We start from the raw sequence: 14,360 nt of genomic DNA, 5'->3' as shown, positions 1-14,360 counted from the left end.
AGTGAAGCCGAGGTTGTTCAGGCGCCCCGGGGAACGGACAGGTTCGCCGGGCACAGCAAGCCGGGCATTATAACGGAGTGGGACGGCGGCGCACACCTTGTGCGCCGGCCGGCACGATTTCGCAGTCTTCCTTGCCCACCGCGTTCTATGCCACACTCACTCCCTTTAAGGGCTCGCCTGACTGGACCTATGCTCTCCTCACCCAGCCTCATCCCCAACCTGCTCGCGGCCATGCTTTATATTGCCGCCACCGCCTTCCAGGGCGCGCGCCTGGCGCAAGGCGTAAAAGCCGATAAACGGCTGCTCGGCCTGCTGGGCGTCATTGCCGTACTAGGTCAGTCGACCGCCTTGTTCTTCCAGTTGCTTACGCCGATGGGCCTGAGCCTCGACTTCTTCAGCGCCGCCAGCCTGATCGCTGCGGCGGTGATCGCCCTGACCTTGCTCGCCTGCCTGAGCATTCCGGTGGAAAACCTGCTGGTGCTGCTGTTCCCGCTCGGTGCAGTGACAGCGCTGCTGTCGCAGTTCGCGCCCGCCGGCACGGTGCCCTTGATCAACGAGGAACCGGGAATCCTTGCGCATATCCTGCTGTCGATCCTGGCCTACGGGGTCTTTACCATCGCGGTGTTCCAGGCCCTGCTGCTGCTGTTGCAGGACCACCAGCTCAAGCACAAGCACCCCTCCGGCCTGATTCGCAACTTCCCTCCCCTGCAGACCATGGAAAGCCTGCTGTTCGGCTTCCTCTGGGCCGGCTGGGTGCTGCTGTCGCTGTCGCTGCTGTCCGGCTGGTTGTTCCTGGAAAACCTGTTCGCCCAGCACCTGGTGCACAAGACCTCCCTGGCCTGCCTGGCCTGGGTGGTCTTCAGCGTGCTGCTGTGGGGCCGCACCCGACTGGGCTGGCGTGGCCACAAGGCGATCCGCTGGACCCTCGCTGGTTTCTGCCTGCTGATGCTGGCCTACTTCGGCAGCAAGCTGGTCCGCGAATTCATCCTGCATATCTGACGGACGACCATGGATACGCCGCCGTACGCCCCCCTGCTCGGCACCCTGGTACTGGCGCTGCTCTGGTCGTTGCTGTTCAGTGCCGTCGATGCCGCCCGCCAGCAACTCAACGGGCACAACAACGGCCACAGCCGCCCCACCGAGCCCGACACCCCTTCCCTGCCGGCCCAGGCCCTGGTGCTCTGCGCCAGCCTCGGCAAATGGCTGGTGCTGGGGTTGGCCTGCCTGCTCGGTCAGCGCCACAGTGGCGAACAGGGTTTCTGGCTGGCCGGGCTGGCAGCCGTCCTGACGCTGCTGGTGCTCACCGAATACCTGCCCCGTCGCCTGGCACGGCGCAACCCGCAGGCCCTTGTGAGCCTCGGTGGCAGCCTGCTGAAGCTGCCGTTGATGGCCCTGCAACCGCTGGCCTACCTGCTGGACGGCATTGCCAAGCTGGTCCTGCGGCCATTCCGTGGCCAGCCCTACGCGGTACCGTTGCACCCGCAGCAAGCGCTCGACGAGGATGAAGACAACGACCGTGCGCCCCAGGGCAATGGCCTGTTCCAGGGCCTCCAGGCACTGGACAAGGTCACCGTCAACGACATCCTGGTCCCGCGCAACGAGGTAGATGGCGTCAACCTGGACGAGCCGATCGAACGCATCATCGAGCAGTTGATCGTCAGCCGTCATACCCGCCTGCCGGTGTATCACAACGACATCAACCAGGTCGAAGCGGTGCTCAACACCAAGCTCATCAGCCACCTGCTGCCACGCGCCGAACTGACCCTCGAGCAACTGCAAGCGGCCTGCTACGAGCCGTACTTCGTCCCCGAAAGCACACCCCTGCAACTGCAACTGCTGAACTTCCACAAGCAGCAGCGGCGCCTGGGCGTGGTGGTCGACGAATATGGCGAGGTGCAGGGCATCGTCACCCTGGAAGACATCCTCGAAGAAATCGTTGGCGAGTTCGAAGACGAGCACAGCCTGGACAATCCGCACATCCACCCGCAGCCCGACGGCCGCTTCGTAATCGACGGCCCCGCCTCGCTGCGCGAGCTGAACCGCAGCCTGGGCTGGCACCTGCCTTGCGACGGCGGCCCGAAGACCCTCAACGGCCTGGTTACCGAAGCACTGGAAAGCATTCCGGAAAGTGCGGTATGCCTGAAAATCGGCCGTTACCGCATGGAAATTCTCGAAACCGAGGACAATCGCGCCAGCAAGGTGCTGGTGTGGTCCATTAGCCGCTAGTGGGGTGGGTTGCACATACGACCCATAATTCGCGAGTGATTTTTGCGCTCGGCGTGGCAACGCAGCCTGCGTGCAAAAAGCGCCGCGAATTATGGTCGTATTTGTGAAACACCACGCTATATACTCGCCAAGCTTACCCAGCCCCGCCGTCCCGCCTGCTACCCGCACCCGGCGCCCCACGGCCAGTCCGTCCCACTGATACGCTTCGCGGCACTGCGTCACACCCCGACCAGCCCGCGCTCCCCGCCCCCATCCTCCATGGGCTATCGTCAGTCGGACGACCAACAACAATATGCCCCGGCCCGCGCTTCAACGAGCCTGGGGCGAACGACTGTCAGGGACCTACGCATGACCACCAGCAGTACCTACGCCGACGACACTCCGTCCACCCCCACCAACTCGCCTACCCGGGTAGCCACCGCAAGCTTCATCGGCACCGCCATCGAGTTCTACGACTTCTACGTCTACGCCACCGCCGCCGCGCTGGTGATCGGCCCGGTGTTCTTCCCCTCCGGCTCCGGCACCGCGCAGATGCTCGCGGCCTTCCTCACCTTCGGTATCGCCTTCCTCGCCCGGCCCCTGGGCTCGGCATTGTTCGGCCATTTCGGCGACCGCATCGGGCGCAAGTCCACCCTGGTGGCCTCGTTGCTGCTGATGGGTGTGTCTACCACGCTGATCGGTGTGCTGCCGGGCTATGACAGCATCGGCGTCTGGGCGCCGATCATCCTCTGCGTGCTGCGCTTCGGCCAGGGCCTGGGGCTGGGTGGCGAATGGGGTGGCGCAGCCTTGCTGGCCACCGAAAATGCCCCGAAGGGCAAACGTGCCTGGTTCGGCATGTTCCCGCAGTTGGGCCCATCGATCGGTTTCCTGGCGGCCAACGGCCTGTTCCTGACCCTGGCCCTGGTGCTCAGCGACGAGCAGTTCCGCGAGTGGGGCTGGCGCATTCCGTTCCTGCTCAGCGCCGCCCTGGTGCTGGTTGGCCTGTATGTGCGCCTGAAGCTCGAAGAAAGCCCGGTGTTCGCCAAGGCCGTGGCACGCAAAGAGCGGGTGAAGATGCCGGTGGTGGAGCTGTTTCGCCAATATTGGGTGCCGACCCTGCTGGGCGCTGGTGCCATGGTGGTGTGCTACGCGCTGTTCTATATCTCGACGGTGTTTTCGCTGAGCTATGGCGTGTCGACCCTGGGCTACAGCCGCGAAAGCTTCCTCGGCATGCTGTGCTTCGCGGTGGTCTTCATGGCCCTGGCTACACCGCTGTCGGCCTGGTTGAGCGACCGCTACGGGCGCAAGCCGGTACTGATCGTCGGCGGCCTGCTGGCAGTGGCATCGGGCTTTACCATGGAGCCGCTGCTGACCTCGGGCTCGACCACGGGCGTGGCGTTGTTCCTGGCGATCGAGCTGTTCCTGATGGGCATCACCTTCGCCCCCATGGGCGCGCTGCTGCCTGAGCTGTTTCCGACCCACGTGCGCTACACCGGGGCCTCGGCGGCCTACAACCTGGGCGGTATTGTCGGCGCCTCGGCGGCACCGTTCTTTGCCCAGAAGCTGGTGAGCATGGGTGGTTTGAGCTGGGTGGGGGGCTATGTATCGGCGGCGGCGGTGCTTAGCCTGATTGCCGTGCTGTGCCTGAAGGAAACGCGCGACACTTCGCTGTAGCGGATAGAGGCCGACGTAATACAGCGGCGGCCTAGCGCAGAACCTGTGGGAGCGGGTTTACCCGCTCCCACAGGGGGCCGTCACGGCCCCTTAATGCATCAGAACTCAACCTTCACCGCTTGCGAAGCGCGGGTCGCCTTGGCCCGTGCGGCCTCGATCGACTCGTCACGCGCCAGGCATACGCCCATGCGGCGCTGGCCGGCGATTTCCGGCTTGCCGAACAGGCGAATGGCGGTGTCCGGCTCGCTCAGGGCTGCCCCCAGGTTGGCAAAGGCGGTCTGCTGCGAGTTGCCTTGCGGCAGGATCACCGCCGACGCCGACGGGCCGAACTGGCGCACCACCGGGATCGGCAGGCCGAGAATGGCGCGGGCGTGCAGGGCGAATTGCGACAGGTCCTGGGAAATCAGGGTCACTAGGCCAGTGTCGTGGGGGCGCGGCGAGACTTCGCTGAACCACACCTGGTCGCCCTTGACGAACAGCTCGACGCCGAACAGGCCGCGACCGCCCAACGCATCGGTGACCGCCTGGGCCACGCGCTGCGACTCGGCCAGGGCCTTCTCGCTCATGGCCTGGGGCTGCCACGACTCCTGGTAGTCGCCCTTCTCCTGACGGTGGCCGACGGGCTGCAGGAACGTGGTGCCGCCCACATGTCGCACGGTCAGCAGGGTGATTTCATATTCGAAGTCGATGAAGCCTTCGATGATCACCCGCCCCTTGCCCGCACGGCCGCCCTCCTGGGCGTAGGCCCAGGCCTTCTGCAGGTCGTCGGCGCTGCGCAGCAGGCTCTGGCCCTTGCCCGAGGAGCTCATCACCGGCTTGACCACGCACGGGTAGCCCAGGTCGGCGACGGCCTTGGAATAGTCTTCGAAGGTATCGGCGAAGTGGTACGGCGAGGTGGGCAAGTCCAGCTCTTCGGCGGCCAGGCGGCGAATGCCTTCGCGGTTCATGGTCAGCTGGGTGGCACGGGCCGTTGGCACCACGTTGAAGCCTTCGTTCTCCAGCTCAACCAGGGTGGCGGTGGCGATGGCTTCGATTTCCGGCACGATGTAGTGCGGCTTCTCGGCCTCGATCACCGCGCGCAGGGCCACGCCGTCGAGCATGTTGATGACATGGCTGCGGTGCGCGACCTGCATGGCCGGGGCGTTGGCGTAGCGGTCCACGGCAATCACCTCGACACCCAGGCGCTGCAGCTCGATCACCACTTCCTTGCCCAGCTCGCCGCAGCCGCACAGCAATACACGGGTCGCGGTGGGCGACAATGGGGTTCCGATACGGGTCATTTCAGGTCCTCGAAGGCGCTGCCGAAAAAAAGAGCGATATTCTACACCGACCAGCAGGGCAGCGCTGCTCCCTGTAGGCGCGGGCTTGCCCGCGAACCGGGGCAGAGGTGGTGACCGCATCGCAGGCAGGCCGCTGCCAGGGTCTACAGCTGGATGACCAACCCTGCCGACCGCGCCCGCTCATGGCACTGCTGCAACACCCGGCGGCGCTGCGGGTTGTCCATGCGCGCCCAGTGGGTGATCTCCTGAACGGTGCGCTGGCAACCGATGCACACGTCCTGCTCGTCCAGCGCACATACGTTGACGCAAGGCGAGGCCACCGGGCGCTCCTGGTCACTCATCATCGGCCACCAGGTCACGCGCATAGCGCTGGGCGTTGTGCACATAGTGCGCGGCACTGGCTTCGAGCATGCGCTTCTGCGCGTCGGTCAGCTCGCGCACCACCTTGCCCGGCGACCCCATTACCAATGAGCCGTCGGGAATTTCCTTGCCTTCGGCGATCAGCGCATTGGCGCCGATGATGCAATGCTTGCCGATGCGCGCGCCGTTGAGGATCACCGCATTGATGCCCACCAGGCTGTAGTCGCCCACCGTGCAGCCATGCAGCATGGCGTTGTGGCCGACAGTCACACCTTTGCCAAGGGTCAGCGGCACGCCCATGTCGGTGTGCATCACCGTGCCGTCCTGCACGTTGCTGTCCTCGCCGATGTCGATCAGCTCGTTGTCGCCGCGCAGCACCGCGCCGAACCACACGCTGGCACGCGCCTGCAGGCGCACCTTGCCGATCAGCGTGGCGTTGGGCGCGGCCCAACTGGTGGGGTGGGCTTCGACGCGCAGGTCGCCCAGGCGGTATTTCATATGTCGCTCCTCACGGTTGAACGCAGGCGGCGGGGTTGGCCCCACTCAGATCTGGATGAAACGCTCGGGGGGCTGGTGCAGGCTGATGCCAGCGTCGTACAGCAAGTTGACCAGCTCGACGATCATGATCGCCGACAGCCCCCAGATCTTGTATTCGCCGTAGCGGTAGCTGGGCACGTACCAACTGCGGCCCTGGTAGTCGATACGGTGGGTATGGTCGCGCGGGTCCTGGCGGAAGAAGGCCAGCGGCACGGTGAATACCGCGGCGATTTCGGCATCGTTGGCGTGGTACTCGACGTAGTCGGGAATCAACCCGACGAATGGCGTCACCTTCAGGCCGTGCAGGGAAATCAGCGGGCTGAGCGGACCGAGCACCTCGACCAGCCCTGGCGGCAGGCCGATCTCTTCCTCGGCCTCGCGCAGCGCGGTGAACACCAGGTCCGGGTCTTCCGGGTCGCGGCGCCCGCCGGGAAAGGCCACTTCGCCACCATGGGTGGAAAGCCCCTTGGCACGCAGGGTCAGCACCAGTTCCGGCTCTTCGCTACGGGTAATGGGCAGCAGCACCGCGGCCTCCGGGAAACGGTGATCCGTCTCCAGCGACGCGGGGGTATGGTTGCTCATTCGGCGAAGAAGCTCGTCCAGCATTACGCACTCTCGATTCCAGGGGCTGATTCCAAGGGCTGCCATGCATGATGCACCAAAGCCGCGGGGCACCCAAGCCCTGGGCGCTTGCGGGCAAGGCGCCGGCCGCGCCAAGATAGCCGGGTCCATAAGGAAGAAAAGCATGAAATTCTGCAGCGCGTGCGGCCAACCGGTCATCCAGCGGGTTCCCGAGGGCGACAGCCGCCCACGATACGTTTGCGATCACTGCCAGACCATCCATTACCAGAACCCCAACATCGTCGCAGGGGTGCTGCCCACCTGGGGCACCCAAGTGCTGCTGTGCCGCCGGGCCATCGAGCCACGCCGTGGCTTCTGGACGCTGCCGGCCGGATTCATGGAGAACGGCGAGACGATGGACCAGGCCGCTCGTCGCGAAACGGTCGAGGAAGCCTGCGCACGGCTAGGGCCGCTGAGCCTGTACCAGCTGTTCGACATCCCGCACATCAACCATGTGCACGTGTTCTTCCGGGCCGAGCTTGCCGACCTGGACTTCGCCGTTGGCGTCGAGAGCCTGGAGGTGCGGCTGTTCGAGGAGCACGAGATACCGTGGGAGCAACTGGCGTTCCGCACCATCACTCGCACACTAGAATGCTATTATCGCGACCGCATCGGACAGCAGTACCCCGTAGGCCATGAATACCTGCCGCCGATGAACGTCTCGTCGTCCACCTCCTAGTTTCAGGGATACGGTTTTCATGCGTTGGTTGCTCGCTCTCCTCTGCCTTGGCGTCGCCTCGCTGTCCCAGGCGGCCTTTACCGAGACCATCATCCGCAACCCGCAGCCGGGCAAGCCGGAGCGCTCCTCATCCGTCACCACCGCCACCCAGCCGCTGATCGACAAGGTGCTGGTGATCAAGTCCGAGCGCCGTCTGCAACTGATCAGCCGGGGCGAGCCGCTGAAAACCTACCGCATCTCGCTGGGCAAGCAGCCCAAGGGGCACAAAGAGCGCGAGGGCGACATGAAGACCCCCGAAGGCTTCTACTGGCTCGACTGGCGCAAGACCAGCGACCGCTACAACCTGTCCATGCACATCTCCTACCCGAACATCAGCGACGCCGCCACGGCACGCCGTGAGGGGCGCAACCCCGGCAGCATGATCATGATCCACGGCACGCCGATCGACGAGGAATACCCGGAGTGGTACTTCCACACCCTGGACTGGACCGAAGGCTGCATCGCCATGCGCAACAGCGACATGCGCGAGGTCTGGAGCATGGTCAAGGACGGTACGCTGATCGAGATCCGTCCGTAGGGTCCTACTTTCTGCGCAACGCACGAGAATTCCCCTACACAATTCAGAAAATTCCCTGACCCGAGTCCGGGCACTGGACCGCATCCAAGCAGCGCCCCACATTCCTAGAATCCACCGAGTCGAGTACCTCAACCGTACAAGCTTCGTGGATTCTTCCCATGCGGATACCGCTTTTCCCTACCGCCCGAACGAGCACGGTCGGCTTGCTTGCCGCCCTGTTATCGCCCTGCGCCGCCACCGCCAGCGACCCCGGCAGTACCCAACTGCGTGACCAGCAACGCCAGCTGAACCACCTTGAGCAGCAGCAACGCCTGGAACGCTGGCAACAGCGCGCACAACCGGCCTCAGTCGCCCCCACCACACAAACCGCCCCCCGCGAAGCGCCCTGCTGGGCCCTCCCCGGCGTGCGCCTCACCGGTAACCGACTGCTCGCCACCTCCGTGCTCGAGCAGGCGCTGCAGCCCCTGTTGCGTTCCTGCATGAGCAAAAACGACATCAACGCGCTGCTCAAGGCCATCACCGAGCACTACGTGCATGCCGGCTACCCGATGAGCCGCCCCTACCTGGCCCGCACGCCCGAGCCAGGCGAGCCGCTGTCCATCGTCATCGTCGAGGGCTTCGTCGAGTCCATCGAGCTGCAGGACGACCTGCCGCTCTCGCTGCACGGCGCCTTCCCCGGCCTGCTCGGCCAGCCGCTGTATCTGCCCGACTTCGACCAGGGGCTCGACCAGCTCAACCGCCTGCGCACCTTCGACCTGGGCCTTGACCTGCTGCCTGGCGAAGCGCCGGGCGGCACGCGGGTGGTACTCCGCTCGCAACGCCCAGCGCCATCACGCTGGCATCTGGAAAGCCGCCTGGACAACCGTGGCAGTGACCTTACGGGCCGTCACCGCCTGAACCTCGGTTTGGGACTGGACAGCCCCCTGGGCCTGAACGACGACCTGCGGCTGTCGCTGATGACTCCGGTGTTCCACGCCCCCGGCCAAATGCTCGGTACCAGCCTCTCTTACGGCCTGCCCTACGGGCCCTGGAGCTTCAACCTCAACGCCAGCCACGCCACCTACCAATCGCCTTTGCCCGGAGGTCGCCATACCAACAGTGGCAGCGCCCATCTCGTCGGTCTGAACGTTGAGCGCCTGCTCTGGCGCAACGCACAGGGCCGCCTGGGCAGCAGCCTGCAGTTGGCGCACAAGCGCCTGGACAACTACATCGACGATCAGCGGCTTTTCCAACAGAGCGCGACACTCACCACCCTGGAAGCCGGCGCCAACCTGCTGTGGCTCGGCGATGGCCTGTGGATGGGCTATATCGGCCTGTCGCAAGGCCTCGGCTGGTTCAGTGCCGACCGCGAACCTCTCGCCCGTTTCGCCCCGCAGCCGCGCTTTCGCAAGTACCGCGCCAGCCTCACGCACCTGCGCAGCGGCCCACCGCAGCGGCCTTGGCATTGGGCCAGCGAGTTGAACCTGCAATACAGCCCTCACCTGCTGCCGGCCATCGAACAGATGTTGCTGACCGAGGACCAGGCCGTGCGCGGCTTTCGCCAGCAACTGCTGAGCGGGGCCAGCGGCGCGGTATGGCGCAACACCTTCAGCCACGCCCTGGGGCTACCCATGCCCGTGGAGATCCGCCCGCACCTGGGCCTGGACCTCGGCTGGGGTCGCTACAGCGAACTGCGCGCCTCCGGCCACCGCACGCCACATCGCCTGGCGGGCGCAGCACTGGGCGTCGAGCTAAGCCGCCCCGACACCCGATTGCGCCTGGACTACCAACGCCCCTTGCATGACAGCGAGCAGCCGCGCAAGGCCCTGGAGCGTGGTTTCTGGGTGCTGGATTGGACTCTGACCCTGTGATTCACCCAACAAAAGAGAAAACAACGTGAATACAAACCCATCGATACGTCCCGACACCCTGCGCTGGGCAGTGTTTCTCGCCATCCTGGGCGCCTCTCCACCGTTGCTGGCCAATGCAGGCCTCCAGCCGACACCCGGCCCCGGAGGCACGCCGCTGATCAGCGACAGCCACGGCATCCCGGTGATTGGCATCGTGCCGCCCAACGCCGCCGGGCTCTCCCACAACCAGTACCTCGACTACAACGTAGGCCAGGCCGGCGTGGTGCTGAACAACTCGCTGCAAGCCGGCCAGTCGCAACTGGCCGGAGCACTGGCCGCCAACCCGCAGTTCCAGGGCCATGCGGCCTCGACCATCCTCAATGAAGTGGTCAGCCGCAACGCTTCGCGAATCGAAGGCCCCCAGGAAATCTTCGGCCGCCCTGCCGACTACATCCTCGCCAACCCCAACGGCATCACCCTCAACGGTGGCAGCTTCATCAACACCACACGGGCCGGCTTCGTCGTCGGTACACCGCAGATCCAGGAGCAGCAATTGCGTTTTCTCGACACCCTCAATGCCGACGGCAGCCTGACAGTACTGGGCAATGGCCAGAGCAACTCGTCCGGGGCGCTGGAGCTGATCGCCCCACGCATTGACAGCCAAGGCCCACTGCGCGCCAAGGACGACCTGAACATCACGGCCGGGAATAACCTGCTCGACGCCACCAGCGGGGAAGTCCTGCAACATCTGCCAGGCACGCCGTCGAGCATCGATGCCAAGCTGTTCGGCGCCATGCATGCCGGACGTATTCGCATCATCAGCACCGCCGAAGGGGCCGGTGTGCGCGTAGGGGCGGTAGAGCTCAGCGGCCGTGATGGCGTCGCCATTACCTCGGCGGGCGACCTGCACATCAGCGGCAACCCCGGCAAAGTCGCCGATCTGCACAGTGCCCAGGGGGACCTGGTCCTCACCGCTGCCGAAGACCTGGATGTCAGCGCCACCCATGGCAAAGGCCGGAAGGTCGAGCTCAAGGCCGGTAAAAAGCTGACCCTGGACGCCGAGGAGCGGGAAAACATCGAACGCGACCAGGAAAAATGGAACAAGAAGTGGCTGTTCGTCACCACCGAAACCTACGACCGCCAGCGCACCAACACCGAGCGCACCCTGGAGAGCACGCGCCTGCAGGCTGATGACCGGCTCGTCCTGAAATCGGGCGGCGACATGAAGCTTGTGGCCAGCCAGTTGCAAGCCGGCGCGGAACTGAGCCTGGACAGCGCCCAGCGCCTGGATATCGAAGCAGGAATCGAAAGCCGGCGCACCGAGGAACAGGTGCGCCACCGCAAGCACCTGTGGCGCGGCACCCGCGACACCGAGCACTACCAGGAAACCGCCAAACCCAGCGAACTGAGCGGCGCCACCGTGGTTGCCAAGGCCGGTGACACCCTCAAGGTGCAGGGTAGCCAGGTGACTGCACAAGGCGACATGAGCTTGACTGGCAAGCAGCTCGAAATCACCACCACGACCCAGCAGCAAACCCGCACCAGCAAGGACTACAGCGGCGACCTGGTATCGGGTGCTTTCTTCGGTGAGAACAAGGATACCGACCTGAAGGACACGTCCATGGTCGGCAGCACCGTTAGCGCCGGTGGCAAGCTGGAAGTGTTCGCCGAGCAGGTCGCGGTCAAGGGCAGCCAGGTCATGGCCAAGGACGACGCGGTGATCTACAGCGACAAGGGCGCCCTGACGGTCGAGGCCGACCACAGCCAGTCCACTTCGACCGAACGCAACCGCAACAGCAAGGTGTTCGGCCTGTTCGCCAACGAGCGCGAGCATACCGCCGACCAGCAGCAAGTACTGGTCAGCGATGTGGCCTCCAGCGGCAACCTGCGCCTGGCCAGTGCCGAGGAGCTGCGCATCCAGGGTGCCAAGGTCGAGGCCGGCAAGCAGTTGCAGGTCCAAGCCAAAGGCGACCTGCGCATCGACAGCGCCCAGGTCCGCAACGACAGCGACACCACCACGCACCAACGGGGCCTGAGCACCAGTGCCAAGCAGACCCAGCAGGCCCAGGACGGCAAGCCGGAGTCCAAGCAGTACACGGTCAGCGTCGGCTACCAAGTGGCCAATACCCAGGAGAAAATGAGCGAAACCACCCAGGTCGCCAGCGTGCTCAAGGGCGCCTCGGTCGACCTGGACAGCGCTGCCCATCTGCAGGTCAATGGCTCGCACGTCGAGGCCACGGCAGGCCGCCTCGACGTCAAGGCACCACAGCTCACCCTGGGCGCTACCCGCGACGAACAACAGACGCACAGCGTGAGTCGCCAGAGCGGCGGCGGCCTGGCATTGACCGGCGGCATCGACAGGCTCGGTAGCGCTTTCGAAGGCCATGATCGCCTCGCCCAAGTGGCCGAGCGCGACAGCAAGGTACAGGGCAGCACCCTCACAGCCAGCGGCGACCTGAGTATCGACACTCGCGCACTGGTGACCGAGGCCGCCAAGGTCAAGGCCGGCGAGCAGCTGGTAGTCAACGCCGAAACCATCGAGAACCGAGCCGTGCAGAATATCCACGAGCGCGAGCAGCAGAACCGCGACTGGCAGGCCAGCCTGGGCGCCAGCGTGGAGTACCGCGACCTGACCCGACCGATCGAGCGCCTGGTGCTCGGCGAAGAGGCGGCGCGCTTCCAGCAGGCCTCGCCCGAGGACGCCATGGCGCCACCGAGCATCGGTGCGGAAATGACCGTCGACCACCTCAAGCGCCTGGAAAACCAGCGCCGCGGGTTCGCCCAGGTCAGTGAGTTGTCCGGCGGTTCGGTGCTGGTCAAGGCCAACCGGATCCAGGACGAAGGCACCGCGTGGCGTGCAGGGACGGGCACCGTGCGTATCGCAGCCGACCAACACCACATGAACGCTGCACGAAACCAACAGCACGAGCAGGTGCAGCGCCTGGCCTTCGGTGGCGATGCGCGGGTCGATACCAGCACCGGCAGCGATGTGAATGCACGCCTGTCGGGCAAGGGGGGCTCGCTCGATCGCCAGGTCACCAGCGACACCGCCCGCGTCGGCAGCCTCTACGGCCAGCAGGGCATCCAGGTGCAACTGGGCAGCGACGGCGTCTATGAGGGCACGCGCATCGATTCGGGCGTCGGCGATGTCTCGATACACAGCGCAGGCAAGCTGACCCTGGCGCAGGCTTCCGAGCACACCACCAGGCAGTCGCGGCAGCTGGATGGCAACGCCTGGGCCAAGGGCGGCAACCGCCCCACCGGCACCGGCCTCGATACCCGCGGTTACCTGGACCACGAGCAGCAGCAAGCCAGTAGCAGCACCGCCCAGGTAGCCCAGGTCGACGCCAAGGGCAGCGTCACCCTGGGCGCGGCCCACGACCTGCTGCTCGAAGGCACCCGCATCGGCAGCCGCGACGCGCCGGTCGCCGGCGTGCAACTCGACAGCGGCGGGCTGCTTCAGGTCAAGGCTGCCCGCGACACCTCCGAGGCAAGTGGCGGCAAGCTCGGCGGCGGCCTGGAGCTGGGTGTCCAGCAAGGCACGAGCCAGGGCGGCGCGCTGGGTGGGCACTTCACCCATGGCAAGCAACAGGAGCGCGACAGCAAGGCGAGCGACGCCAACATTGCCACCCGCGGCACACTGCGCATGAACAGCACCGGCCGCCAGGACGTTGCCTTGCACCTGGAAGGCGTGCAGGCCTCGGCCCAGCGCATCGAGCTCAACGCCAGCCACGGTGGCATGCGTATCGAGGCAGCCGACGACCTGGCATACCGTGACAACCTCGACATCACTGCCGGCGCCGGCTTCAACCTCAAGGTCGGTGAAACCCCGGAAGCGGGCACCCGTGGCCTGCATGGGCGGCTGCAGGTCGGCCTCGACAAGCGCAACGACCAGACCTGGAACGCCAGCACCCTGCGCGCCGACCATATCGACCTGCAAAGCCGTGGCGATACCCGCATCGAGGGCGCAGGCCTGGAGGCCGGGCACATCACCGGCACCGTCGGTGGCGACCTGCTGCTGGCCAGCCGCAAGGACCGCGTCGACCACCTGAGCGTCAACGCCGATGGCCGCCTGAGCCAGGAGAAGAATCCCCAAGGCTATGCCAATGCAGTCGACGCCCTGGCCGGGCCTGCCAAGGGTGAACTGAGCGACAAGGTAAGTGCCGTTGCCAGCAAAGCCGAGCCCGGCCTGTCGCCCACCTTCAAGCTCGAACTGTCCCATGAGCAACGCGACACCGTGGCCCACCAGGCCACCCTCAAGGGCAGCGACGGGGTCGAGCTGAACGTAGCTGGCGAGGCACGGCTGGTCGGCGCGCGGGTGCAATCGGTCAATGGCGAGGTCGACCTGCGCGCCGCCAGCGTCACCCGGTCAGGCCTCAGCGGTAGCGACTATCGCCGCGATGTCTCGGTCGATGCTTCCAACTCGCCAGTGGACCTGGGCACTGCCATCGCCGACATCGCCAAGGGCAAGGGCAGCGCCGGCGGAGAAAACGCCCTGGACCTCGGGCTGTTGCGTACCAGCGGGCATAACCGCACCGAGCAGTGGACCTCCAGCGTGCAGGGCAAACAACCGCACTGAGCGAATGGGCGCAGGCCTG

11 protein-coding genes are annotated in these 14,360 nt (G+C 65.6%); 7 read left to right on the top strand and 4 right to left on the bottom strand.

Features of this window, described 5'->3' with window-relative positions; genetic code table 11:
- The first annotated feature begins 189 nt into the window (after window positions 1-189).
- The 3 genes from RAC97_RS02340 (at window position 190) to RAC97_RS02330 (ending at window position 3,879) form a co-directional block, all read left to right on the top strand.
- Complete coding sequence (locus RAC97_RS02340; protein WP_375098114.1) at window positions 190-999, top strand: inner membrane protein YpjD; 810 nt, start codon at window positions 190-192, stop codon at window positions 997-999.
- A gap of 9 nt (window positions 1,000-1,008) precedes the next feature.
- Entirely contained in the window at window positions 1,009-2,226 is a 1,218-nt protein-coding gene (locus RAC97_RS02335) for a transporter associated domain-containing protein (RefSeq protein WP_375098113.1), read from the top strand.
- A gap of 348 nt (window positions 2,227-2,574) precedes the next feature.
- Window positions 2,575-3,879, top strand: a complete 1,305-nt coding sequence (locus RAC97_RS02330; protein WP_375098112.1) for an MFS transporter — start codon at window positions 2,575-2,577, stop codon at window positions 3,877-3,879.
- 98 nt (window positions 3,880-3,977) lie between these two features.
- Here the strand turns inward: RAC97_RS02330 and purT are convergent, their stop codons facing one another.
- The 4 genes from purT to RAC97_RS02310 form a co-directional block, all read right to left on the bottom strand.
- Window positions 3,978-5,159 (bottom strand): formate-dependent phosphoribosylglycinamide formyltransferase, encoded by a 1,182-nt coding sequence (gene purT / locus RAC97_RS02325; protein ID WP_375098111.1) that lies wholly within the window; start codon window positions 5,157-5,159, stop codon window positions 3,978-3,980.
- 143 nt (window positions 5,160-5,302) lie between these two features.
- The gene (locus RAC97_RS02320) at window positions 5,303-5,500 is read right to left on the bottom strand and encodes a DUF1289 domain-containing protein (protein ID WP_375098110.1); all 198 of its coding nucleotides are present in this window, start codon (window positions 5,498-5,500) and stop codon (window positions 5,303-5,305) included.
- Complete coding sequence (locus RAC97_RS02315; protein ID WP_375098109.1) at window positions 5,493-6,017, bottom strand: gamma carbonic anhydrase family protein; 525 nt, start codon at window positions 6,015-6,017, stop codon at window positions 5,493-5,495. The genes RAC97_RS02320 and RAC97_RS02315 overlap by 8 nt, the downstream gene beginning before the upstream one ends.
- A gap of 45 nt (window positions 6,018-6,062) precedes the next feature.
- Window positions 6,063-6,662, bottom strand: coding sequence for a CoA pyrophosphatase (locus tag RAC97_RS02310; protein ID WP_375098107.1), 600 nt, complete (start codon window positions 6,660-6,662; stop codon window positions 6,063-6,065).
- 139 nt (window positions 6,663-6,801) lie between these two features.
- Here RAC97_RS02310 and RAC97_RS02305 point away from each other — a divergent pair, with 139 nt between their 5' ends.
- The 4 genes from RAC97_RS02305 (at window position 6,802) to RAC97_RS02290 (ending at window position 14,341) form a co-directional block, all read left to right on the top strand.
- Window positions 6,802-7,356, top strand: coding sequence for an NUDIX hydrolase (locus RAC97_RS02305; protein ID WP_375098106.1), 555 nt, complete (start codon window positions 6,802-6,804; stop codon window positions 7,354-7,356).
- Between the two features lie 19 nt (window positions 7,357-7,375).
- Window positions 7,376-7,933, top strand: coding sequence for a murein L,D-transpeptidase family protein (locus tag RAC97_RS02300; protein ID WP_375098105.1), 558 nt, complete (start codon window positions 7,376-7,378; stop codon window positions 7,931-7,933).
- Window positions 7,934-8,091: 158 nt separating this feature from the next.
- Window positions 8,092-9,783: a ShlB/FhaC/HecB family hemolysin secretion/activation protein gene (locus RAC97_RS02295; protein WP_375098104.1), complete on the top strand. Its 1,692-nt coding sequence runs from the start codon at window positions 8,092-8,094 to the stop codon at window positions 9,781-9,783.
- 25 nt (window positions 9,784-9,808) lie between these two features.
- A complete protein-coding gene (locus RAC97_RS02290; RefSeq protein ID WP_375098103.1) occupies window positions 9,809-14,341 on the top strand; it encodes a hemagglutinin repeat-containing protein in 4,533 nt (1,510 codons plus the stop codon).
- Window positions 14,342-14,360 lie beyond the last annotated feature (19 nt).

The organism is Pseudomonas sp. LS_2, from assembly GCF_042709235.1.
Taxonomy (GTDB): domain Bacteria; phylum Pseudomonadota; class Gammaproteobacteria; order Pseudomonadales; family Pseudomonadaceae; genus Aquipseudomonas.
The sequence above is the reverse complement of the archived record's forward strand: the minus strand, read 5'-3'. Positions and strand labels throughout refer to the sequence as shown.